We start from the raw sequence: 22,183 nt of genomic DNA on the forward strand, positions 1-22,183 counted from the left end.
CCCAGAGTGGAGTGCACAAAACTTCAAATCGGCCAAGAGGCTGTCCGATATGCCTGATGATTTTCAGCAGGCCATACGCCGCGCACTTGGCCCTCAGCAATCCCCAAAAAGGTACGGACCGCAATACGGTATGACGCCGACATCCTTGAAGCGTTCAAGGCCGATGGTCCTGGTTGGCAGACGCGCATGAACGACGCGTTGCGTGATTGGCTGCGATCTCACCACCGGGCGTAGGAGTGGAAAAGCCCGCTGACGCGGGCTCAAGAGTAAACAAAGCGATGATTATGACCTTTGCTGTCAAGCGAACAAACCGGTGGCTTGGGCGGCGGCGTTGGCATTGTGTCTTTTCCTTCCTTCCGTCAGGTGCAGGTAGCCTGCGGTTGTTTTAAGCTGCGTATGCCCCAGCGCTTGCTGAACATCGACGATGTCTGAGCCGCTGTCCAGCATCATCGAGGCATACGTATGACGCAGGTCATGCATCCTCAAGCCAGGCAGCCCGGCCTTTTCCCGCGCGGTTACCCACGCATTGCGACAGGAATAGTAAGGTTTACCGGTCTGGGGGTTTGGGAAGACCCATTCTGAAGCGCTCTCGTGCATTCGGTTGCGCAGGACCTCCAGGACGCCGGCAGAAAGGTGCAGCACAAACCCTTTCTTGGCCTTGTCGTCCTCTGCCGGAACGGTCAGCGTCGCCCGGGCCTCGTCGAACCATGACCACCGCATGGCCAGTACATTATCCCGGCGCAACCCTGTAGCCCCCATGACACGGATGATATCGGGTAGGTCAGGATTTTGTGAGCCCTCGGCAGCCTTGAGTAGCGCCTTTAATTGTGCTTGTGTCAGGAATTTGCCTACGATTTTGCGCACGGTCGTCAGCTTAATGGCATGCGTGGGGTTCACTGTCACATGTGTGCCCTTGATACGTATTGCCTCATTGAAAATGTGGCGTACCAGGATCAAGATGCGCTTGACGGTTCCCTCTGACAATGTGCGCGTGGAGGATTTTTCCCAACGGCCGCCTGAAACCCGTTTTTGGCGTAGCTGGCCGGCATAGTCCACGATCTCATCCCCATCAATCTCGTTTAACCGCCTATCCCCGAACTGCGGCTGAATATGGTTGCGGTAAATCGAAGCATGCGTTTCATATGACCGGCTTTCCAGCTTGACCTTGGGCAGAAACGTATTGAAGAAGAACTCGTCCATGGTAGGTGAAAGCAGGAGCCGGCCGCGAGGCAGCCCCTTTTGTGATCCTCAAGACGTTTCAGGTAAGCACACGCCATCGCCCGAGCGGCGTTGGCCGAGATTTCCCCGACCTTGCCCAGTTTTTCCTGTCGCTGCTTTTTAAACTCGTCGCGGTACATGACGATGTAGCTCATGTTACCGGTTCCTGTTTTCTGAACAGCAAAACCGACCTGCTCGGTATCAAATATCAAAATATGTTTTTTCCCGGCGGGGACAATAATTTCTTTGACAGCCTTTTCTGTAATGTGCAACTTCATGGTGATGATTTCCTACAGCACAACCAGCCAAAAGCGGCTGACCCCCTGCCGGGATCGGGCTTGAGCGGTGCCTAGGCGCAGCAAACTTGATATGTATAGGAAAAACCCCCGATTTTTTTGGCTCCCAAGCACAATTATTTTGTAACCAAAAACAACAATCACAAGTCTCAATCGCTTTTCCTCCCTGAACCAGTAAGCGCCGCTGCTGCACATGCACCTCACTGAACGCTTGCCGTGACGTCCAGGAGAGTGACCTCAGGCGCGCAACCCGGGCGCTGCTCAACCCTGACCAAGCCGGCCTGGGCCAGGCGTTTGAGCGCTTCGCCTTTCGCATCGCGCGACACACCCATCGCTTGCGTCGTCTTGCTGGTCAAGCGCACCCGTTTAGATTGAGTCAACCCCGCCAAGTACCACAGGCACAGGCCGACATGCAGGGCTTTGCCCGGCAAGGCGGCGGCTTGCCGCATCCAGTCCAGAGGTAATGGACCTTTTATGAAGCCGGGTGTGCGGGTAGCGGTCCGAGCACCCGCCACATGCTGCCCATGGTGCGGGGACCAGCGGTGAACGATTTCCGTGATTTGAGGTGATGCCCCTGCACTCATACAGCCCCCGCCTGTGGGAAGGTGGGTACCCCGACGTGTGTCTGCGAGGCCTGTTTGGCCAGAAGTTCTTGCACCAGGCCCCACATCCTGGCACCCCGTTCATCCGCGTACCGCTCGGGCGCGCGGATGAAGGTCGCATCCGAGCGCAGTGCAAAGCCACCCAGTACCACTTGACTGGCCTGGACCATCAACGCCTGCATGTGCGCGGCTTTGGCCTCAAGCTCATCCAAGGGTGCCTCGATCAGCACCGCATCATGCACCGGGGCAATCACGTCAATCCCGGCCTCAACGCCCAGGCAACACGCCAGGCGCAGCATTTCCGCGCCGTTGGCCTGCATCGGAAAGTTGCAGATCGAGCGCACGTTGGGTCGGCCCTCGATGTGCAGCGTCCAGCCAAACACCGTGCACACCTTGCCATGCGTCAGGGCATGATCACGCACGCCGTCCGACCAGGCCCAAAACCGGGCAAAGTTGCGCCGGTGCAGGCGCAGCAGTTCATGGGCATGTGCCGGCGATTGGCCAATGCGCTCGCCCAGCGACGCCTCGCCCATACCATACTGCACGGCCAGCACACACGCCTTGAATTGCTCGCGCTCGCGGGCGTGGCTGTGTTTGGTCGCCTCGGGCGGCACCGCACCCGCCTGCTTGGCAAACTCAAGGTAAGGGTCCCCGGACTGATAGGCCGCCTGCATCTGCGTATCACCGGAAAGCGCTGCCGCAATCCCGAACTCCTGCTGGGACCAGTCCACATAGGCCAGCCCAAAACCTTCGCGGGGCCGAATCAGCCCCCGCAGCCACACCGACAAGCCATACACAAACTTCGTGGTGGACGGTTGATTGCGCCCGGTCCGTGCGCTAAACATGGACAGCAGACAGCGGTTACGGCCATCGCGGCCCACGGCCAGCTCGCTTAACCGTAACTGGCCCAGGGCCTGGCGCAATTGCCGCAAGGGATACAGTTGCGGATGCGCTTTGACTTGCTCGACAAATGTTTCATCATCCAGGGCCAGACGCCCGGTAGCGGTGGTGGGCCACGCGATCTGATGCTCAGCCAGATACGCGGCAAAGCGGGCTATTTTGAATGTGCGCCCGTCGTACACACCATACGCCTGGTCGACTCGCGCGATGAGTTCATCTTTCAAGGCGTGCCAATGTTCGCGTAACTGATCCAGCATGTCAGTGTCGATCGGGATGCCCAACCACTCCATGTAGGCCACCGCCTTGGTGTAGCGCCCGCGCAGCAACGCGTGAGCCAGCCGGGGCTGGGCACACAAAACCGGTGTCATCGAGCGCAGCAACTTTTCGGTCGCGATGACGTCGGTTTCGCAATAGTCCAGCACGGCCTGGCGCTCAGCGGGCGTGTAGGGGCCGCTGCGCAGCACCAGCTCGCGCATGTCGGTCTTTTCCAGGGCGCTGATTCCATCCTGGCCGTAATACGCCAGCGCGCCCAGCAACCCACCGCCATTAGGCAGCACCCGGCCATTGGTTTGCACGCGAAACTCCGCATACAGATCCAGCACGTTAGCGGGCAGTGGCCAACCCAAGGCCAGGTGGCAACCCATTTCGGCGCTGGCGTAGTACGCCACATAGAGCGTCTCGGGCCCCAGATCAAAAGGGCAGGCCCGTTGAGCGCATCGCCCCAGAGGCGCACGGTGCGTCCTGCCAGCAGCTCTTTGGCCACCAGATAAAGCGGCACGGGCCGCTCGCCCGGTGCCGCCGCAAACTCGTAGTCCACCAGCCAGATTCCCTTGAAAGGCCAGTGCACCATTACATTTCCCCCGCAAGCGTTTGATAATCGGGTGGTCGAGCGAATCGATAATGCGACCCTTAAAGGCAATCTGCACGATGTCCTCGAAGGTCTTTTCAGGCCATTTGGGTTCATCGGCCAGATTGACAGCCTGCGCCACGTCATACGCGCCTACCGTACGGTTGGCAGTGAGCCTGACCCAGTGGGTCTGGGCCATCTGCGCGGCGACGTGCGCGGATTCCGACCAGGCATCGAGCCGACCATCCTCACCGGGCGCATTGATGGGCCACAAAAATGGGCTGCCATCGCGGGTAATGGCCGCGTACAGAATCTTGGGGCGAACTTCATCGACCAGCTCGGCGTACAACGCCGGCACCACAAGGTAGCACTCGCCGTCGTCCTTGAGTTGCAAAATGGCCGCCTGAAAGCGCCAGCCTTCATCCGGATGCACGCGCACGAACGTCTGATTGTTAGGTTTGCGCACAGGAACCGTGACCAAGGCTTTTTTGACGCCAGCCAGTGCGCCGAAGTTCTGCGTGAGTGCTAGCGACTGCAAGCTGTGCGCAGCCTCACCACTGACGGATGGCGCAGGCAGGGCAAACTGTGCCAGGGCACCAGTAGGCGCGTCTGCCAGGTCGGCCTGCGTTTCAACGGGGTTGGCTTGCGCGAGGGAGTGTTTCTTTTGCATGATAAACGTCCTTAACATAATGTGGACCACGCCAAAAGCGGTGTGATCACCAGCTTTTGCATGTCGAATGCTCGAGAAAATCATGCGCTGGTACTATGTATAGCGTTTTTGATCGCACTTTCAGTGCAAATCGACAAATTTTTTTACACCCCTTAAAAATTGGCTGCGGCGGGCTGCCACACCCCCTGCGCCGGCCCGCCGCACCCGTCCTCTCTTATAAAGAATCTATAGCTATCGTTAGACGTAGGGTTAGAGCGTCAAGAACGGGCAGGCAGGACACTTTTGGGGCTTATCCTCGGGCAGGGGAGCGTAATGGCCCAGGCCGTAAAGTCAGCGTGTCGGCATCCAACACCCAGACCTTGACGTGGGTTTGCAGCAAGCGCGCATCCAGTTCCTTGACTTGCCGTGGCCAGCCATCCAACGGGTCATCCTGGCTCAAGGCGTTACGCAAACGCTGGCCAATCGTCTTGGCCCCCGTTGCGGTCACGACCAGCCAGACCTCGTCAAAATCTTTGGCCCCATACCAGAACAACGCTCGTAAAAACTGCACGAGCTTGGTCATGTCCTTGCTGCTGCGCCAGGCGTTTTCCACTTCAACCCACACCCGCTGCGCATGGTTGAACACAACGTCAGGAATCTTGACGTGGTGCTGCTCATCAACCTCATACTCAAATCGTGTAGATTTTGATTGCCCTGCGTTGCTGCGGATTTCCAGTTCCGTGATGCCCAGGCTGTCGTCCACCGTGCGCATTACCGGGTTGCCGGCAACAAAGACGCTGTTGGCCATCGTGCGATGGGCGTGAGCGTGGCGCAGCCAGTCCCGGGCATGACCTCGGGCCAGGGGCAGTGCGTAGGTGAGCCTGGCCACGCCCGCTTTAGTCAACGCGTACAGCTGCTCGCCATTGACCGAGTTGCCGTCCCGTTTGCTGACAACCAGACGTTCTTTGCCCAGGCGACCCAAAAGCCGTGAGGCCATTTTGCGGGTGCTTGGGGTCAGCTGTCCCCAGACCCCTTGGCAATTTGTCGTGCAGAGCCGTAGCCCAGGCGACCCAGCAGTTCCAGGGTGTGTTGGCGATAGCGCTCGCCACGGGCTTGATTACTGAGTGTCATCGAAGTATCTCCTTTATTGGTTCCGATACTTCGTATAGCGACAAGCGCCGGGGCTTTTGCGCGCCGTCATGGCTTTTTGCGCGCGGTAAAACGCCTCACGCCGTCATTCCTTGCGTTGTGGCTGCCGGTGGGCATGACGCATGAAGCCCGTGCCCACCGGCCACGCGCGCGCAAAACCCCATTACTGTTCGCACCCTCCATTTGCAAATCGCTGTGATGGGCCAACGTCTTTCGCTTTACGGGCTGCACGCCCTACGAAAGCCTCGGGAACTAGGGTTCCCGTGTCCCTGCGGCCCCTCGCTCGCGCTCGGGCAAACCGCTTTCTGCGGCGCTCCTTCCCGCTCGAGCTGGCGGCTCTTGCGGGAACGACCGGCCCCTGAACGGGGCTACCCCGGAAACCGCTTTGCCCGAGTGCCTCGGGGGCCGGGGGCGTTGCCCCCGTCCAGCGGGTCGGCGCTGGGGCGCCTGAATCCCGAAGGGATTCCCCTAGGACGGCACCCCCAAAAGGGCACACCCAGCCTGGGAGCTGGGTGCTGCTTCGGCCGCCTGGCCTGCGCAGCCCTACGGGTGCACTACGGTGCCTGGCTGCACCTGCGCGGCTGACGCCTTGCCCAGCCCGCACCTGGACAGTTGGCGGTCCTGTCGCTCAGGCGCACATCGTTTTAGCCCCAGGTAGCATCCTCAATGACTATATGACGCAAATCAGAATACGAATTATTCCACCACCGAGCCCACAAAAAACCCCACAACCGCAATCGTGGGGTTACCTAGCCGCGATTAAGCCAACCAACACCGGCCTCCGGTTAGCGCCCCTAACACCACTACGTGTTGCCCGAACCCAATAAGCCCGACGCCTCAAGCGCTTGCTGCGAACGTTGCGCCGCCACAGCACGGTCATACTGCGCCCGAAGACCTTCGGACCACTCGACCATCTCCTGCGCCTGCACCCGACCCAACCGCTCACCCCACGGGTTCGTCGCGGCACTCGGGCCATAATAACTGTTCACAAACGACCTGTAACGCGCTGGATCGGCTTGCGCAGGCAGGTTATCAGAACGTGTCGAACTCTCAACCGCCGACAAATAACCCTCAAACGTCTCAAACCGCTCTGGATCAACGTAATAGGGATTGGCCTTCTGCCACGCCATAAGCGCCTGACCAAACTCGGTCACGTTCTCACCCATCGACGGCTTTTGAGCCAACCACTCTTGATACAACGGTGACTTCAGATAGTTGGCCGGCAACCCCGCGCCCGGCTCACCAGGCAGCAGGTAATCACGCGGCACCGCCTGGGTTGTCTGGGTCATGGTTTGGGGAACGGCATCCGGGGCCGAAGGTGTGCTTGGTGCGGGCGTTGCCAGGACTGCGTTCGTCCCGCCCAGTACTTGGGCGGCCTGTAACTGTGCCAACACCGATTCCACGGCCTGCGTCACCTGTGCCACCACAGGTGCCACCGCTTCGCGCACCGTCGCAGCGTTATCATCCAGCGCGCTCAGCGCCGATTGCATGTGCCGCGAAAAATCACCCTGCGCACGCTCCAGCGCACTTTGGGCTGAACTTGTCAGGCGTGCAACACGCTCAATAGAGGATACATCGGATACCGACATGGCCTTGCTCTCCAGATGACATCGACATTCGATAAAGACCCCTGGCATAAACACCCCATGCGGTCTTTACCGAAAACAGTCGTTAGTTCTTTGCTTTGCCTGTGGATGATGCTGGTGCCTGAGCAGCCAACTCGGCTTTGAGTACGTTGGCGTACGTCGTACGTGCCGTTTGTAGCATCGCCACCAGCGCCTGGGCACGGGCCAATTCCTGATCCGTCGCACGCAAGTTAACCACCTGAGCACGCGCGTTCTCAGACAAACTGTCCAGATCGTACTCAACACCGTCAATTGTAATCTTCTGAGCCATAACTCATCTTCCTTTCGATCAAAAAATCAAGCCCCACAACCGAAATTGTGAGGCCATGGGTACACGTACTTACCATACATCCATCTGCACTGAAACTCAGAAGCCCAATAACCGCTTCATTCGACAGCACTACAGAACATTACCGCAAATACACGTACCTTTAATGCTGACTAACTAACCGCCCTAGGGAACGCCGCCTACCAGGGTAGGCGGCGTCTCCAGGGAGATTAGGCGATAACGATGTCGCCAGCAACGATGGTCTGACCAACACCAACGGTCACGATCGCAACGGCGGCCGCACCAAGACCGGTACCGTCCGCGTCGAACGACAGAGTACGGGTGGTGGTGTCGAAGATCAGGGTGGACTCTGCGGACAGAGCCACAGCACCAGCGCCGCTCACGAAGTTGATATCGGCCACGCCAGCGTTGCCTGCGGAAACCAGCAGAGTTTCGCCAGCGACGGCAGCAGTACCAACAGTGAAGCCAGCATCGGCAGACAGGTCAGCGAAGCTGATGATGTCAGTCAGCGACAGGAAGTCGGTGATGGTGTCACCACCTTCGGCTGTCAGACCAACGATGGTAGCGCTAGCGTAGGCAAAGGTGTCAGCACCCGCACCGCCGGTCATCACGTCGGCACCAGCAGCACCGGCTACGATTACATCCGCGCCTGCGCCACCGGTAACATTCAGCGCAAACTGAGCGCCCAGTGTTCCAGCTTGGACATTCAAGTTCGCAGTTGCCAAGGGCACTGCAACGTTGTCCGTTGCAGTGATGACAAGGGTTTCAACTTGAGTTGCCGTTGCAGTATGGCTGGCGTCAACCAAGCGATCTACTGTAGCGTTGTCAAGCGTCAGGTTCAGCGTTTGAGCCGTCGCTACATCATTCACGAAGTTGATTGTGCTGAAGTTGCTGGTGTTAGCCAAATCGCCGATAGTAACTTCTGCGTTGTTGAAAATTTGCAGAACGTTGTTGTTTCCTTCTTGGTTAGTTCCCAAGTTAGTAGTCCATGCAAGATCAGCGGCAGCAGCAGTAGCAAATTGGCGACCAGCACCAACACTCGCGTAGTCAGTGATGATATCGCGATCACCGCCATTCAGAGTATTGCTGCCATTGGCAGTGACGTCATTCAAAATAACTGTTTGTGCTGAACGACCAGCTTCAGCAGCCGCGCCATCACCGTTGGCACCAACGAAAGTCACGTTATTTGTGGCCGACAAGGCGCGCAGGTTGATCGTCGCAGCGTTTTCAGCAACGCCCGTCAAATCACCATCATTATTAACAATAGTGATGCGATTTCCAGCATCAGCCTGGTTAACCAACTGGTCTGTAACGCGCAGATCAAAGGTCGATCCAGCAGTACCTGCCAGACGAATAACATCAACACCAGACAGGTTTGTCCACTCGGAAGCACCAAGTGTCATCGCACCGGTACCATCGAGAACAATCGTATCTGTACCCGCGCCACCAGCTACGGTATCCTGAATAGTCAGTCCCGAAGTGCCCGCGGATACGCCAGCACGCGCAGCAAAAATAACAGTGTCGTTACCTGAACCAAGTTGAGCATTAGTATTGCTCTGGCCCAAACGAACTACCAGATCACTGACTTGCTCGGACGCTGCAATGTTGGTAAATACCAAGGCCTGATCACCAACTACAGTGTTGAACACGGAATTTACAGCCGCATCACGAGCACTCGGCTGAACAAGACCAGCAGCAACAATTGCAGGGTTAAGAACCGTGGCAGCAGCAACAACAGTTGTAGCACTACCATTTGCACCGTTCGTTACGTAGCCATAACCGCCTTCGGCGGTATTGTTTGCCGAACGCGCATCCAAGTTAAGGAACGTACCAGCAACACCACCAGAAACTGTCAAGGTGCCTGTGTGAGCAGCCACATCCACAAGGCGAACAGTGTTCGACTCTGAATCGCTGTCGGTCAGCGTGACATTAACCACGGCATTCACTGCATCAAGGCTGCCTGCTGTAATGGCACCAGTTGTTGCGTTGAAAGTCAGATTACTATCGGCTTGCAGACTGAAGTTAAAGCGTGGGTCTGCGTTCACACCCTCAACAATTTCAACAGCAGCAGTTGTTACGCCATCAGCAACGTCTAGAACAATAGCATTCTGGTTCAAATTGTTGTTGTTCGTGGCGCTGTGCTGAATACTGATACCGGCAGCATCGCCAGCCGATGCATTAGCCAAGGTGAATGTAGCGGCACCGTTAGGGAGAGCAGGGGAGCAACATTTTCGCCATTATTGAACAAGCGCACGCTTTGATCGCCAGCAATCGCAGCCAGGTTAACCTGCAAGTTAGCAGCAGCATCCGGACCTGCAGTAGTCGCATCATCCAAACGAGTAACCTTAACGCTTTCTACTCCGGTAACCACCTCAGTAGCTGGCGTAAAGTTACGAGTCAGTGTTGCTTGCAGATCCAGCGTGTCGTTACCTTCGCCAGTATCAATGCTATCAGTTGCGCCGATGCTGTCGTCGGTAATACGAATAGTATCGTCGCCAGTACCCGTGGTGACTGCCAGAGGTACGTTGGTGCCTGAAGTGCCATCTTGAACAGCGCTGAGCACACCGTTCAGATTGAGATTCAAATTGCCTGTGGCATCAGCACCGTTGATGGTGGTCAGTGAACCAGCCGCATTGCCAAAGCCGTCAATACGCAGATTCTGATCACCGGTAATGTTCAGCGTCTCAACATCTTCCGCGCTGAAGTTACGCACCCAGTTTGCCGAGCCTTTGCTGACCAAGTTAATGGTTTCGTAACCAATACCATTGGCACCCAAAGTAGTCGCGCCAATTGTTACGTTCCGAACGTTAACATTGTCTAATGTCAGCGTTGTGGAGTCGCTGCTGCCTTGCAGCGCAGAGTCAAGATGGCGGAAGGTGATGTCGTTTTGACGAGCAACCGCTGGATTTTCGGACAGCGCATTGCTGACTGAAAATTGCGCAACAGGGCCACGGATGTTGGTGACAGCAAAGTCGTTAGTCACGCGACCAACGTTTACGGCCTTAACGCCTGAGGACTCACCCAAATCGAGTGTCTTAGCCTGCTGCCCGGCGAGGGTGATATTCAGTGTATCAATGCCGCTCATTGTGGGCGTGATCGTATTCCCGACCGCACCGACATCAGCATTATCAACAAACGTCAAATTCAGCGTGGGGTTATCACCTCTACCGGTCAGAACATCATCATCGTTCAGCGTGTTTACCTGGTCCGTGCCGCCAGGCGTCCAGCCGCGCGGAGCGTCGAACACGTTGGCCGTGGCAACGTCGGGATTCACAGTGAGCCACCAAGTTGACGTCAATGTATTATGGCGTTAAATCAACTACTTAAAGATATTTTTAATGTCTTTTTAGGGAAATCCTACCGTTTTCCTACTTCGCGGCAGACCCACGCCAAACGCAAAACCCCGACAAAAAAACATAACCCTTTGTTTAATAAAGAAGTTATTTGAATTGGCCCGCAAAAAACCACCTACCAATTCAACCCCACCGATCAACGCTTCAAAGACGAAAGACCTCGTCCAAGGTCATCGACTCCAACACACGATCTCCCCACAGCTCCAGTTGCGCTGAAGTTTCTTCAGAAATCCGGCCAACAAGCACACAGGGGAGCGCACCAAAGCGACGGATAAGTTCAACGGTGCAGCGAAAGAGCCTCGCCTTTAGTTATGCCCTTTGCCTGGTTTGCGCCGGTCAGACCATTTTGATGACCAGCCGCTTACCGCAGGCATGAGCGTACTTGCGCAATGTGGCGAACGAAGGAGAATGGTTTTCGCTGCGGATCGAGGCTTCCAGACGCGACACGGCACTTTTGGTTGTACCCATGCGAGCAGCGACTTCTTCCTGTGTGAGCCCTGCCTGCTTGCGGGCCTGAAGTAACTCGTTGAGTGCGGTGTACTCCTCTTCCAGTCCGTCCCAGGCGGCTTTGAATCCCGGCCGTTGCATGGCGCGGGCCAATTCGGCCTTGGTGTCCAGGCGAACCGGTTTGAATTGCTCACTTTGCATGTTTGACCTCCTTAAGCCGTTTGCGGGCTGTTTTCAGTTCCCGGTCGGGGGTTTCCTGCGTTTTCTTGATGAAGCTGTGCAGGATCACGATCTCGCGCCCGATCACCGTGCAGTAAAACGCACGACCTATTCCTTCTGCACCCTTGCACCGTAATTCGAAAAGCCCCCACCCATCGCGCGTGAGTGCGGCAGGCGCAAGTCAGCACCGTGCTCTTCAACGAGCAAGATGAGACGTAGATAGTCGGCATAGATGCCAACGGGCCACTCGGCGATCTCACGTTGCACGCGTTCGTTAAAGTAGCTGACGGTCCAATTCATGCGCTCAATGTTAGCAATTTTGCTAACATTGTGCAACGGTTCGCCCATGGTTAAAACGATGCCCTGCCACCTCGGTGTTCGGGTGGGAGTAGGCCACGAGGGTTAGCACACTACACCAAAGCAGAGGCCTACCCCAAGCGATGCGAACGCTCGCAACAAGCCCATACTTGAACGTTGCATGACATCAATCGTCCAAACCCTCATCCCCAATACGGCGGCCTTCAATTCAACAACACAGATCAACGCTTCAAGGACGAAAGACCTCGTCCAAGGTGCTCGCCTCCAGCACACGATCTCCCCACAGCTCCAGTTGGGCTGACGTGGCAGCGGCAATCTGGCCAACAATCGCGCTGGGGAGCGCACCAAAACGACGAATTAGCTGACGCTGCAACAAAATAGCCTCGCCTTTAGCCTCACCTTTCTTTTCGTGCTGCTGTGCCCAGGTGTCGAAACGTTCTGCCAGTGTCATTTTTAACTCCTTTAAATCGCGCACCTTGGGTAAAGCCAAGGTGCCTTTACTCTGACGCAACAAGACCGCACGCATCCAGATGGCAAACGTGCGTTTGAGTTCCGGGTTGCCATCAAGCATCAGATTCACACGATCAATCAACTCAAGCAACACCTGCTCGCTTTCTGGATGACCAAATCGAATAACCGCTGCCATCAGATTTTTCAACTCGGCAAGGTCTGTCGGCGCGTACTCGTTCTCATCGATCAGCAGGTACGACATCTTGGGTAGATAGTTCGCGACCAAGCCCGGTGCTTTCGGAATCAGCGCCGCCACATCGGTCGCAGCCTTCCACTTTGCATCACCGTTATACACCACGATAGGTAATACCGGCGGCAACTTCCTGTCACTGAGTACTTCATTGCGACGAATCAGATCTTGATAGAGCAGGCCCACATACACCATCATGCGCACGGCCATCCAGGGGTCGACACGGCTTTGGAATTCGATCAGCAGATACAGATAAACCCATTGCCCATCGGCCTTCACCCGCCAGATAACGGTTGGACACGAAGCTCAGAAAATTTCTTAGCCATTGATCAATCCTTCCTTTCGCAATTGCTCCCTGCACTCTCACCCGGACGACCAAATACCGATTCACCTTGTAAACGAACAGACAAAATACGTAGGTGCGTGAAGAGCAGCGCCGACTGGCTTAATTGATGACGCTCACGCGAAAACTACATGCGTTTGACCCTGAGGCTGACGCCCACGCGCTTTACGCACCACAATTTCAACGTCTCGACCTAAACGATTCAAACACTCGATCATCTTGGCTTCGCTGATACCCCGAAATTGCCCGCGCAAAAGACCCGACAGTTTGGGTTGCGAAATACCCAGAATTTCAGCTGCCTGCTGCTGCGTCAAATGGCGGTAGCGGATGATGTCACTGATTTTGCTGGCCAAGCGTGCCTTGACGTACATAGCCTCCGCTTCCGGCATTTGTAGATCAGCATACACATTACCTGAGCTTTCTTCGATATTAATCACGATGACCCCCTATACCAGCCTCTATGGCCTTCAAGCGTGCTTTGATCAACTCCACGTCGGGCTTTGGCGTTGAAATACCTTGCGTAGATTTTTTCTGGAAGCAATGAAGCACGTAAACTGTGTCAAGATAACGCACGGTATAAACCGCGCGATACGTGTCACCCTTGAAATCCTCAACCACCTCCAGAACGCCCGCACCCCCAAAGCCTTTGAGCGGCTTTGCGTCCGGATGCTTGTGCCCATTCTGGGCCAAGTGCAGGGCATACCCAAAAGTATCTTGCACATCATTGGGCATCGCCATCAAGTCCTTCTTGCTTGATGCGATCCATCGTAGGGGTTTAATGGTGGGTGACATCTCCTGATTATACCTCTTTGGGTATTATCATCAACACAAAAATCCTTCTATCCGTCTTCCAAGCAGAGCCTACCGCACCGATGGACGGCACTCACTCACCGCTGCTACGCTGACGTGAATGCCGATGAACAATCAATCCTCCGCATGCAGATCCGCCATCAGATCGTCAACGGTTGCAAACTTTTTCCCTTTGCCGGCTTCCAGTTCAGCAATAGCCTGCCGTGTTGTGACATTGGGCACTTTCACCTCAAAAGGCAGACGGTGTTCTTCCGCCAGCCGTACCATTAACAAGCGGATAGCGTCAGAGATCGATAAACCCATGGCGGCCAACGCGCTCGCAGCACGTTCCTTAGTGCCGGAATCGATACGTGCGCGGACGTAGGTATCGGTTGTGCTCATGATGCATACTCCTTAAATGATGCAAGCCCGATCATTGTCGTCACAACGAAACCACAGTTCAAGGACAAATCTTTATCCCGGCTGATGCAGATTGATAATCAAACTGCCGTTTCCTTCGCATCACGCCGCTTGTCCAACTGTTCAGTAGACGTCGCGACCGCGCCTTCAGCCACAACCATCGTGTAGCCCCCTTCAGGCTGATCATCAATCACCCGAACCCCCGCTTTGCTTAACGCCTCCTTGAGCTTGGAGACCGTCGAGAGCCGTGGACTGGCCAGCCCCGCCTCCAGTCGCGCAATGGCCACCAGCGATACCCCGGCCTGTTCAGCCAGATCCGGCTGCGACCAACCCAGCGCAGCGCGAGCGGATCGAATAAAAGAAATCATACGTGTCTCTTGCGACATTTAATAAACCCTTATAAGCTATATATAGACATTATCCATGTCTCTTAATCCATGGTCAATATCATTCAGGGTTATTCACATGCCATCCATTCTTCTGAGTCCCGCCAAACTAAAAACGCTGGCTTGCCCTTCCGACCAGCGCAAGATCGATTTTCACGACAAGGGCTGCAAAGGCCTGATGATTGAAGTACGCACCTCGGGCCAGCGTACGTGGTACCTGCGCTATCGCGACGAGCGGGGCAAGCAGCGCCAGTTCCGGGTCGCCGATGCGGCCGATCTGGGGCTGGAGCAAGCCCGTAAACGCGCCGATGAACTACGCGGTCAGATCGCCTTAGGACACGATCCGGCGGCCCAGAAAGCCGTGCTTCGCTGTGTACCCACCTTTCAGGAATTTGCCACCCGCTACCTGGACTACGTCAGACACAGCAAACGCTCATGGAAAACCGATGAGAGCCTGCTGCGCAACCACCTGCTGCCGCGCTTTGGCACCCGCCATCTGGACGAAATCCGTAAAGACGACATCATTGCCCTGCACCACGGCCGACGGGCTGAAGGCGCGGCACCCAGCTCAGCTAACCGTCTGCTTATTCTGCTGCGCTATATGTTCAATCTGGCGCTACGCTGGGAGGTACCGGGCCTGACCAAGAACCCTACCGCCAGCGTTCCCTTGTTTGAAGAAAACAACAAACGCGAACGGTACCTGACCCAAGATGAGGCGCGACGTTTGTACGAAGCGGTGTCCAAAAGCGAAAACACCATGCTGGCGTTCATTGTCCCCGCCCTGATCATGACCGGCGCACGCAAGCGCGAGTTGCTGGACGCACAGTGGTCGCACCTGGATCTGACCCAACGGCTCTGGCGCATACCCATCAGCAAATCCGGCAAAGCACGCCATGTGCCGCTTTCGGACGGACTGATTCAACTACTGGCACAGATCAAAGACCTGCAAGCAGGCTGGCCTGCACCACTCAATGCGTGCCCTTGGGTGTTTGCCAACCCGGCAACCGGCAAACCTTATGTGTCGATCTTTCAGGCGTGGAATACCGCGCGCAAACGAGCCGGATTGCCCGAGGTTCGCATCCACGACCTGCGCCATTCCTTTGCTTCGTTTTTGATCAACAACGGGCGCAGCCTGTACGAGGTGCAGAAAATTCTGGGCCACACCCAAGTGCGCACGACACAGCGTTATGCTCATCTGGCGCAGGAAACCCTGCTTGAAGCGGCCAACACCGCCGTCAACGCCTTGGGGATGCGTTTGCGCCGCCAACGGTCGCGCGTAAAACGCCCGACCCGTGTCCGCTGTTGGAATCAGAGCTGATTTAAAGCTGCACTATGGCGCCAGCCTGTCATGTGGATTTGATGCGTAATTCCTGGATGACAGGCTTACCGTTACCCGCCGGAATGCGCTTGACCGTACCGTCCTGTTGAGCCTTTTGGGCCACCGACATGAAATGCAAGACGCTGCGCCGCTTGGACTCGATAACCTTCGGGTCCATCTCACGTTTTTTCACAGCCATAATAGCCTCCTGACTCAATATCGCTGTTCAGTATAGGTCGGAAGCCGGCTTGGCGGCAACCTTCGTGATTCTTCAAGGTCCGCTGGTAAAGTTTTGTCAACGCAGGGTAAGCAGGCTGATACAGATATTGAGTGATGTAGCGCATGGTTTGCCAGTGCTGCATCGCTACGTCCACCAAGAACTGTCCGAATTGAAAGACCTGACGAGGGTTGCGCAAAGGCCATAAGTGATAATCGAACATTTGCTCGGGGTCATTGGCATCAGCCCGGATAAACTTGATCAGTCGATGATCTTTTGCGGGCCTGAAGGTGCCTACCCAGTTTTGCAACACATCTTCTGCCAAGTCGGGGTCGGTCCCCAGGGTAGCCTCAAGCGCTGAAAAGAACATTAAATATCTGTCTTGGTCGAACTGGAAAGCAACGACCTCCAGGTGTTCAGCCAAGACAATTACTTCACCCGAAATCCATGTACAGGGGCCATCGGGAGCCCGGGCGAACCAGTCACGTAAAGCGTCCGGGGTCATGTGATTCAGCACAGGCGACTCCAAGGGATTCAGAAAGCCGGGGAGTATAAGGCATGCTGCCTCCATGCCCGGAGGGTCGGCGAGATTCAAGGCCTCTACCACCATCCCCAGAAGAATGGCCTGCATCGTGTCACTTGAAGTAACGCGCATTTTCTGCCATTGTCCTCCCGTTAACCATCCGCACCGGAGGCTCCCATGTGGCTACTGACCCCTGAAGGCTTTTTTCGATTGTCCAGAAACCTGCCGATAGGGCACGCGGCACCCTGACGGTGCGTGCCCGTGTGGCCGATGATCTGGACAACCTGCGCCGCACCGTTCTGCCGACTCTTGGAGCGACCGAAGCCGGCCTGGGCACTGATTACAAGTTTCGGGCCACCGCACCGCGTGAAGACGTGGCCCGCGCGCTGGGTGAATTGGCCCTGCGCACCACCTACAGCAACTTCAAAAATGCGGTCGCCCACCAGCAAGGCCCACAACGGGCAGCGCTGTACCACGAGGTGTGGGACGTACTGTACACGCTGCAGGACACCACGCCAGACACGCACCCCTGATCCAGGCCCTTGCACAGCCCGCATTGCCCCATTGCCATGATGACTACCCTGACCTGCTACCACCCGCGCCGTAACGATCAGGGCCAGCGTGTGCGGCTCAAGCATCCCAGCACACCCACACCCCTTGATGCATGGGACAATGCCCGCCAAAGCGCCTGTGTGGTGCCCGATGGCCCCATGCCCGCGCAGGTGAACGGGATCGTCGTTGAGTCCTGGCGCCATGCTCCCACCACGCCAGACGGCTGGGAAGCGCTGGCCTGCAGCACAGTCATTGCGGAGCCCGCCTTTAACGCCCCGCCCGGCTACAAGAAGTCTGCCGGCGCAGTGATTCTCGAACCGGATCACCGCGTCTGGCTGGTGGCGCCTAGCAATGCCTTCGCGGGCTATCGGGCCACCTTTCCCAAAGGCACGTTAGAGTCCGGGGTCAGTGCCCAGGCCAGCGCCCTGATAGAAGTCTTTGAAGAAACCGGGCTGCAGGTTCAATTGCAACGCCACCTGATCGACGTGCCGCGCAGCCTGAGTTACACCCGTTATTATCTGGCCCAGCGTGTGGGCGGCTCACCCGCCGACATGGGCTGGGAGAGCCAAGCGGTGCTGCTGGTGCCGGTGAGTCAATTAGCCCGGCATTTGAACAGCCCCTACGACGTGCCCGTTATCAACGCCCTATTGAACGTTCTGGGTCAGATCCCTTAACTGGGCGCGATTGGCCTGCAGGTGGTTCTGCCATGCGGGCACCAGACCTGCCTCATTGCGCTGGATCTGCGCCACCAGCTGCGCATAGGTTCGTCGGTGCATGCGTGGGGGCGCTGCGGCACAGGAAACATCAAACAGTTACCCGGATCCAGCCGGCGACGCAGGCGATTGGCCCGGTCCATCTGGCGCAGCAAAGCGCTCTCCCATTGGCTCGGATAGGCCAGCGCAGCGCACGTTCGGCAGCGCCAGCCGTGCCCCACCTCGCCATACAGCAGGTAAGCGTGGCGAGGACAGGTCGGGCATTGGAAGATGGGCCGCTGACCACCAAAGCGGCAGGCCCGCCAGAGCACGGGCAGCCGTTGCGGGCCCTGCAAAGGTGGCGTTGATGGGGCATGCCGGTCATGGCGGTAACTGACCAGCCCGTGTTCGGTCACCTCCAGTCTGCACCCCAGTGCCGCCACCCGCAGCCAGGTGCCAGGCTGCAGCGCCCCTACGCGCGCCAGTTGACGGATATCCAGCTGCACACACGCCGTGACCGTTTTCTTGCGTCTGGGGCGCACCCAACGCCCGCTACCCAAAGCACCCATGACGTTTTTTCTCCGAAATCGCTTGCCAACCAGTGTGGGATCACGACAGGGTGCCACCAAGAACGGCGACCTGTGCCAGCCGGCGATTATTCTGGCGAAAAAAACGCCGTACCCAATTACGGGTAAAACGGCGTTCACAACCCCGGATCAGGGGAGATCAGGGAGGTGGGGAGGTTGTTCTACCCGCTGAAAAACTAAAGAACACAAAACATTAATATATTCAGGAGTGGGAAAGCACTCCCCTACCTCCCCAACTCCCCTTTTAATGTTTCGCCAAACGGTCAGCGGCCGGCCCAGGCCCGCGCCAATTCAGAAGACCGTCTCCAGTTCCACCAGACTCCAGCGCGCCGTCTTGTCCGCACCCGCATGCTTGCAAAACTGCATATCATTCGTGCGGCGGTTCTGCTGGCGACCCAGCCACTTACCCAAGGACACCCTGTTAATGGCGCCATTTTTGCCCGCCACCACCAGCAAGGCTTCGCGCAGGGTTTCAGACGGCGCAACGTGATCGCCATAACGGTTGTAAGAATGTTGCGTGGCACGCCGAATCACCTCGGCCACGGTGACCTGCTCACTGCCAAGCACCTCTCGCCACGCATGCATCACGTCTCGCAGGGCTTCGAGTTTGGGATCATTGTCACGGGTATACGTCATGTTACCGACGGGGTCTGATTGTCCCAACCAGAGCAGTGCGCCACGGACCCAATCGCTCCAATCCTCAAAACTCCCCAACGGCGTACTCTGACGTGGCCGACCGGCCAGATGAAACGCACGCAGCACGATCAAGGCATCACGCACATAAGCGGCCCGTTGCCGGCGCACCAGCTGCAATGGATTGGTCGCAAACTGGCGCAGTTCCGGACGCTCACACTGGGGATCAAGACGGCATAACAACGCGCGGCGCGTCATATCGCCCTGGATGACCAGCGCATTGCCTGTGGCAAACATGGCGATGGTGGTCGGCACATCACGTAACTGCGACCCCCCAAGGGACGCACGCGCACCGTTGGCTGGGTGTGCATCTGGCACAGCAAATCGCCGTCCAAGGGTTGGGTGCAATTGTCCAGGCTGATTAACGCATCGCCGGCAAGCAGCGCACCGTGCAACCGCTTTTCCGTTTCGGCGTCGTCACGTCCCTGGCTAAATACAGGCGCCTGGTGCCCCTGCGCAATCAGACTGCACACGTCCACCAACATCGACTTCCCGGAGCCTGCAGTCGGTGCTGTGAACGCATGCATCGGTGCGGTGGGCAACGCCCTGCGAATACACGCGGTCAGGATGCCACTGAGCGCTACCGCTCGATCCACCTCACTCACGAAGGCAAACTCCTTGAGCAAGACCAGAAGTCGCGCCAATGCGGCTTTTGCATCGTCCCGCGTCAACTGCTCGGGTAGAGGCTCAAACATTATTGCCCCGGGGTCAAAATACAGTCGAGTGACCGGGTCGTAACCCGGCTGATCCAACACACTGCCATCGGGCCGCAAGGTGGGCGCATTGATGACCCCAATCAATGGCGGCAACGCCCACTGGCCGACACGCGCCAGGTACGTTTCAGCAATTTTGAGCGGCGGGTCGACCGGCACCGCCAGCTGATCCTTACCCCGATGCCTTTGCCACACCGCAATCCGCCCCAAACGTTCGGACAGGTGGTGCTTGCTCACAGGCACCAGTCGCACCATCGGCACACTTGCGCCCGCCCCATCCGGTAGCGTACCGCGCGTAACACACACTATGGCCCCTGCTCGCTGAAATATGTCTGGGCAGTGCTTCAGCAGCAAGCACTCGGCCTGATCCACAAGCGCAGGCAACTGTCCCTGTTCAAGCGTAATGATGGGCAGCGACGCAGCCGCATGGGTAGACTTCGCCCCATCGATAGCGTCAAGTTCGAACGTTGAATCGCAGATCCATTCTGTTGAATCATCATGGTTCATGACACCACCTTTGAACAAAGATACAAAAACTGCAGAAAGTCGATCCGATACCGAGCAGGTTTACATGGCTCGATCGTTTCCCAAAAGATAACCACGTCCGGTCCACAAACGACGTCAGAGCGCGCGCACTGAAACTCTGCCATGGGTTCGCCGGACCTCCTTTGCCGCGTCAGGTATCGACCCTCGATGTGATGAATCAAGTCCGGTGGTAGCCGTCCCGCAAAGACATAATGATCTTTTCCGTAGTCGCCGTTAATCCATCTGCAGATAGAGATATGGCCCGCCGCACTGCCCGCGCATAAACGGGCCAGCCCCAGCAAGAAGTCATAGTCGCTCATGGTGTATGTGATGATCGTCATACGACCTCCGCGAAATGGTGCAAAGCTGGCGCAGACTGTCGGTAGGTTCGGCTGAGTGATGCCGCCGAAACGAGCGGTGCGATCACCTGCGCAAACCCTGCCAACCGCTCGCGGGTCGGCTCCAGATTATTCCAGCCCAACGACACATCGATCAGATCGAGCATTGCCTCGTGTAGCAGTTCGGCCTGTTCGGTTGTGTCATGGCAAAGTGCCATGCGGGCCAAAACAAGCCGTGCCGCTTCGTGTCCTTCGGCGCGAAGGGTAGTGGACAGCGTGCTCATGGCCGGCCCTCCTCGCGCGGCACGCCGATCATGAATGCGTCCAGATCAGGCACTCTGTACCGGACAGCGCGGCCAATTCGGACAAATCGCGGCCCACGGCCAAGGGAACGCCATGAGATCAGCGTGGTTTCTGATAACGCCAGATACAGCGCGGCTTGCCGGGTATCGAGCAACGGACTCGGTGAAGGAAAAACGTGATTACGCATGTAATGCTCCTGAAAATCATAAGTAGGAGCACGCTGCAGCATGCTGAGAGCATCGTAGCCAAGGTCGTAGGCACATGAAAACCGGACTTAATCGACACCCTAATTCAATCACTCAATCGTCCAGGAGTTTCTCCAGCGGAATCAAGCCCTTACCGAGCACGCTGCCTTTCCCGGACAAGTCGGCTTTGAGCGCAGAGTAAGCAGCCTGGACTTTCTTGCGAAGATTATCTATGCGATTATCCCTTGCGTCGCTTTCGAGCTGTGAAAGTGGCCGTGTCGAGTGATGCGGATTGTCCAAAGCATCGCGTGCCCAGGCCACCTGCAGGATCACCTGGGCCTCGGACAGGTGGTGGCCCGTCTTTGCATCGCACCGCAATTTTTCCCACACAGCCATGGCCAGTTCGGCATGATGGCTATGTTTCGGTGGCTGACCACGCCTGCGACGTTTTGCTGGGGACTTTTTCGCGCGATCCAGTTCGTCCTGCAACACCAAGAGGGCCCTCCCGTGCTGCGCCGGATCAGGAGTGTGCTGCGCTGCCAACGTGGCATATAAGGCCTCGAGAACCTGCATCTTGATAGCGCCCTCCGAGGAGCCTGCGGGCGGCCTACTGTGCCCTTACGCCTGTTCTTGCGCTCCAACCAACGGGCGTGCTGCTTCCTGGCGTCTTCGATCAACTCTGACACGATCCGCAAACCGTATTCACGCTCACCGGGGGTACGCGACGTCTATGCCGAAGGTCGCCGACCAGCAGCTCAAGAATTTCGCGATACGCGCGTACGCTGCCTTCATCAAACGCGACAAATAGACTGTAGTCGGGATCGACCGGGTGATGACGGAAATACGCCCAGACATGAGCGTTATGAAGGGCAGGCAGCTTTTTATCGACGAACATGACCAGTGGAATTTAAGGACGATTCGGCACCATAACTGAATGCGAATCATTACGGATTTACTTGGATTAAAAGCCCCACAACCTTGCGATTG

The 22,183-nt window shown here is 56.9% G+C and carries 30 protein-coding genes and 1 pseudogene; 4 read left to right on the top strand and 27 right to left on the bottom strand.

What is annotated here, in order from left to right:
• Positions 1–105: 105 nt before the first annotated feature.
• A pseudogene (locus N7E01_RS07340) lies at positions 106–234 on the top strand (BrnA antitoxin family protein); the annotation flags it as partial.
• A 63-nt stretch (positions 235–297) separates the two neighbouring features.
• On the opposite strand, the gene N7E01_RS07345 reads toward N7E01_RS07340, so the two are convergent.
• From N7E01_RS07345 to N7E01_RS07420, 17 genes are all read right to left on the bottom strand, one after another.
• A complete protein-coding gene (locus N7E01_RS07345; RefSeq protein WP_350495009.1) occupies positions 298–1,173 on the bottom strand; it encodes a tyrosine-type recombinase/integrase in 876 nt (291 codons plus the stop codon).
• Entirely contained in the window at positions 1,080–1,496 is a 417-nt protein-coding gene (locus N7E01_RS07350) for an integrase arm-type DNA-binding domain-containing protein (protein ID WP_289175262.1), read from the bottom strand. The genes N7E01_RS07345 and N7E01_RS07350 overlap by 94 nt, the downstream gene beginning before the upstream one ends.
• Positions 1,497–1,714: 218 nt before the next feature.
• Positions 1,715–2,098 carry a hypothetical protein gene (locus tag N7E01_RS07355; protein WP_289175264.1) on the bottom strand — a complete coding sequence of 128 codons (384 nt, stop codon included), beginning with the start codon at positions 2,096–2,098 and terminating at the stop codon, positions 1,715–1,717.
• Positions 2,095–4,533, bottom strand: coding sequence for a DNA polymerase (locus tag N7E01_RS07360; protein ID WP_289175265.1), 2,439 nt, complete (start codon positions 4,531–4,533; stop codon positions 2,095–2,097). Before N7E01_RS07360 ends, N7E01_RS07355 begins: the two co-directional genes overlap by 4 nt.
• Positions 4,534–4,822: 289 nt before the next feature.
• Complete coding sequence (locus tag N7E01_RS07365) at positions 4,823–5,509, bottom strand: hypothetical protein (RefSeq protein WP_289175266.1); 687 nt, start codon at positions 5,507–5,509, stop codon at positions 4,823–4,825.
• Positions 5,510–6,464: 955 nt separating this feature from the next.
• Entirely contained in the window at positions 6,465–7,250 is a 786-nt protein-coding gene (locus N7E01_RS07370; RefSeq protein WP_289175267.1) for a hypothetical protein, read from the bottom strand.
• An 82-nt stretch (positions 7,251–7,332) separates the two neighbouring features.
• Positions 7,333–7,557 (bottom strand): DUF6447 family protein, encoded by a 225-nt coding sequence (locus N7E01_RS07375; RefSeq protein WP_289175269.1) that lies wholly within the window; start codon positions 7,555–7,557, stop codon positions 7,333–7,335.
• 227 nt (positions 7,558–7,784) lie between these two features.
• Positions 7,785–9,761 (bottom strand): beta strand repeat-containing protein, encoded by a 1,977-nt coding sequence (locus N7E01_RS07380; RefSeq protein ID WP_289175270.1) that lies wholly within the window; start codon positions 9,759–9,761, stop codon positions 7,785–7,787.
• Positions 9,689–10,849 (bottom strand): hypothetical protein, encoded by a 1,161-nt coding sequence (locus N7E01_RS07385; RefSeq protein WP_289175272.1) that lies wholly within the window; start codon positions 10,847–10,849, stop codon positions 9,689–9,691. The genes N7E01_RS07380 and N7E01_RS07385 overlap by 73 nt, the downstream gene beginning before the upstream one ends.
• A 415-nt stretch (positions 10,850–11,264) precedes the next feature.
• Positions 11,265–11,516, bottom strand: coding sequence for a helix-turn-helix domain-containing protein (locus N7E01_RS07390; protein WP_289175758.1), 252 nt, complete (start codon positions 11,514–11,516; stop codon positions 11,265–11,267).
• A 49-nt stretch (positions 11,517–11,565) separates the two neighbouring features.
• Positions 11,566–11,706, bottom strand: a complete 141-nt coding sequence (locus N7E01_RS18645; protein WP_350495010.1) for a type II toxin-antitoxin system RelE/ParE family toxin — start codon at positions 11,704–11,706, stop codon at positions 11,566–11,568.
• The gene (locus tag N7E01_RS18650) at positions 11,703–11,894 is read right to left on the bottom strand and encodes a hypothetical protein (RefSeq protein WP_350494980.1); all 192 of its coding nucleotides are present in this window, start codon (positions 11,892–11,894) and stop codon (positions 11,703–11,705) included. The genes N7E01_RS18645 and N7E01_RS18650 overlap by 4 nt, the downstream gene beginning before the upstream one ends.
• 247 nt (positions 11,895–12,141) lie before the next feature.
• A complete protein-coding gene (locus N7E01_RS07400; RefSeq protein WP_289175274.1) occupies positions 12,142–12,891 on the bottom strand; it encodes an Rpn family recombination-promoting nuclease/putative transposase in 750 nt (249 codons plus the stop codon).
• Positions 12,892–13,071: 180 nt separating this feature from the next.
• Positions 13,072–13,392, bottom strand: coding sequence for a helix-turn-helix domain-containing protein (locus N7E01_RS07405; protein ID WP_350494981.1), 321 nt, complete (start codon positions 13,390–13,392; stop codon positions 13,072–13,074).
• Positions 13,385–13,747, bottom strand: a complete 363-nt coding sequence (locus N7E01_RS07410) for a type II toxin-antitoxin system RelE/ParE family toxin (RefSeq protein WP_289175276.1) — start codon at positions 13,745–13,747, stop codon at positions 13,385–13,387. The genes N7E01_RS07405 and N7E01_RS07410 overlap by 8 nt, the downstream gene beginning before the upstream one ends.
• Positions 13,748–13,879: 132 nt before the next feature.
• On the bottom strand, positions 13,880–14,146 hold the full coding sequence (locus tag N7E01_RS07415) for a type II toxin-antitoxin system RelB/DinJ family antitoxin (protein ID WP_434089569.1): 267 nt from the start codon (positions 14,144–14,146) through the stop codon (positions 13,880–13,882).
• A gap of 98 nt (positions 14,147–14,244) precedes the next feature.
• A complete protein-coding gene (locus N7E01_RS07420) occupies positions 14,245–14,532 on the bottom strand; it encodes a helix-turn-helix domain-containing protein (RefSeq protein WP_289175277.1) in 288 nt (95 codons plus the stop codon).
• A gap of 97 nt (positions 14,533–14,629) precedes the next feature.
• Between N7E01_RS07420 and N7E01_RS07425 the strand changes: the two genes are divergently transcribed.
• Positions 14,630–15,868 (top strand): site-specific integrase, encoded by a 1,239-nt coding sequence (locus tag N7E01_RS07425; RefSeq protein ID WP_289175279.1) that lies wholly within the window; start codon positions 14,630–14,632, stop codon positions 15,866–15,868.
• A gap of 28 nt (positions 15,869–15,896) precedes the next feature.
• Here N7E01_RS07425 and N7E01_RS07430 read toward each other — a convergent pair whose 3' ends face one another.
• Complete coding sequence (locus tag N7E01_RS07430) at positions 15,897–16,061, bottom strand: hypothetical protein (RefSeq protein ID WP_289175280.1); 165 nt, start codon at positions 16,059–16,061, stop codon at positions 15,897–15,899.
• Entirely contained in the window at positions 16,048–16,716 is a 669-nt protein-coding gene (locus N7E01_RS07435) for a hypothetical protein (protein WP_289175282.1), read from the bottom strand. The genes N7E01_RS07430 and N7E01_RS07435 overlap by 14 nt, the downstream gene beginning before the upstream one ends.
• Positions 16,717–16,859: 143 nt before the next feature.
• Here N7E01_RS07435 and N7E01_RS07440 point away from each other — a divergent pair, with 143 nt between their 5' ends.
• Together N7E01_RS07440 and N7E01_RS07445 are read left to right on the top strand one after the other, a co-directional pair.
• The gene (locus N7E01_RS07440) at positions 16,860–17,141 is read left to right on the top strand and encodes a hypothetical protein (RefSeq protein ID WP_289175284.1); all 282 of its coding nucleotides are present in this window, start codon (positions 16,860–16,862) and stop codon (positions 17,139–17,141) included.
• Between the two features lie 36 nt (positions 17,142–17,177).
• Positions 17,178–17,834, top strand: coding sequence for an NUDIX hydrolase (locus N7E01_RS07445; protein ID WP_289175286.1), 657 nt, complete (start codon positions 17,178–17,180; stop codon positions 17,832–17,834).
• Here the strand turns inward: N7E01_RS07445 and N7E01_RS07450 are convergent.
• The 8 genes from N7E01_RS07450 to N7E01_RS07485 form a co-directional block, all read right to left on the bottom strand.
• The gene (locus N7E01_RS07450) at positions 17,831–18,421 is read right to left on the bottom strand and encodes a hypothetical protein (protein ID WP_289175288.1); all 591 of its coding nucleotides are present in this window, start codon (positions 18,419–18,421) and stop codon (positions 17,831–17,833) included. The genes N7E01_RS07445 and N7E01_RS07450 overlap by 4 nt on opposite strands.
• A 309-nt stretch (positions 18,422–18,730) precedes the next feature.
• A complete protein-coding gene (locus tag N7E01_RS07455) occupies positions 18,731–19,369 on the bottom strand; it encodes a hypothetical protein (protein WP_289175290.1) in 639 nt (212 codons plus the stop codon).
• The gene (locus N7E01_RS07460; protein WP_289175292.1) at positions 19,327–20,352 is read right to left on the bottom strand and encodes a hypothetical protein; all 1,026 of its coding nucleotides are present in this window, start codon (positions 20,350–20,352) and stop codon (positions 19,327–19,329) included. The genes N7E01_RS07455 and N7E01_RS07460 overlap by 43 nt, the downstream gene beginning before the upstream one ends.
• Entirely contained in the window at positions 20,349–20,711 is a 363-nt protein-coding gene (locus N7E01_RS07465) for a hypothetical protein (RefSeq protein WP_289175293.1), read from the bottom strand. The genes N7E01_RS07460 and N7E01_RS07465 overlap by 4 nt, the downstream gene beginning before the upstream one ends.
• The gene (locus N7E01_RS07470; protein WP_289175295.1) at positions 20,708–20,992 is read right to left on the bottom strand and encodes a hypothetical protein; all 285 of its coding nucleotides are present in this window, start codon (positions 20,990–20,992) and stop codon (positions 20,708–20,710) included. The genes N7E01_RS07465 and N7E01_RS07470 overlap by 4 nt, the downstream gene beginning before the upstream one ends.
• Positions 20,989–21,198: a helix-turn-helix transcriptional regulator gene (locus N7E01_RS07475; protein ID WP_289175297.1), complete on the bottom strand. Its 210-nt coding sequence runs from the start codon at positions 21,196–21,198 to the stop codon at positions 20,989–20,991. The genes N7E01_RS07470 and N7E01_RS07475 overlap by 4 nt, the downstream gene beginning before the upstream one ends.
• Before the next feature lie 112 nt (positions 21,199–21,310).
• Positions 21,311–21,691: a hypothetical protein gene (locus tag N7E01_RS07480; protein ID WP_289175298.1), complete on the bottom strand. Its 381-nt coding sequence runs from the start codon at positions 21,689–21,691 to the stop codon at positions 21,311–21,313.
• 178 nt (positions 21,692–21,869) lie between these two features.
• Entirely contained in the window at positions 21,870–22,091 is a 222-nt protein-coding gene (locus tag N7E01_RS07485; protein WP_289175300.1) for a hypothetical protein, read from the bottom strand.
• Positions 22,092–22,183: the final 92 nt, after the last annotated feature.

This window comes from Neopusillimonas aromaticivorans, assembly GCF_030344915.1.
Lineage (GTDB): Bacteria > Pseudomonadota > Gammaproteobacteria > Burkholderiales > Burkholderiaceae_B > Neopusillimonas > Neopusillimonas aromaticivorans.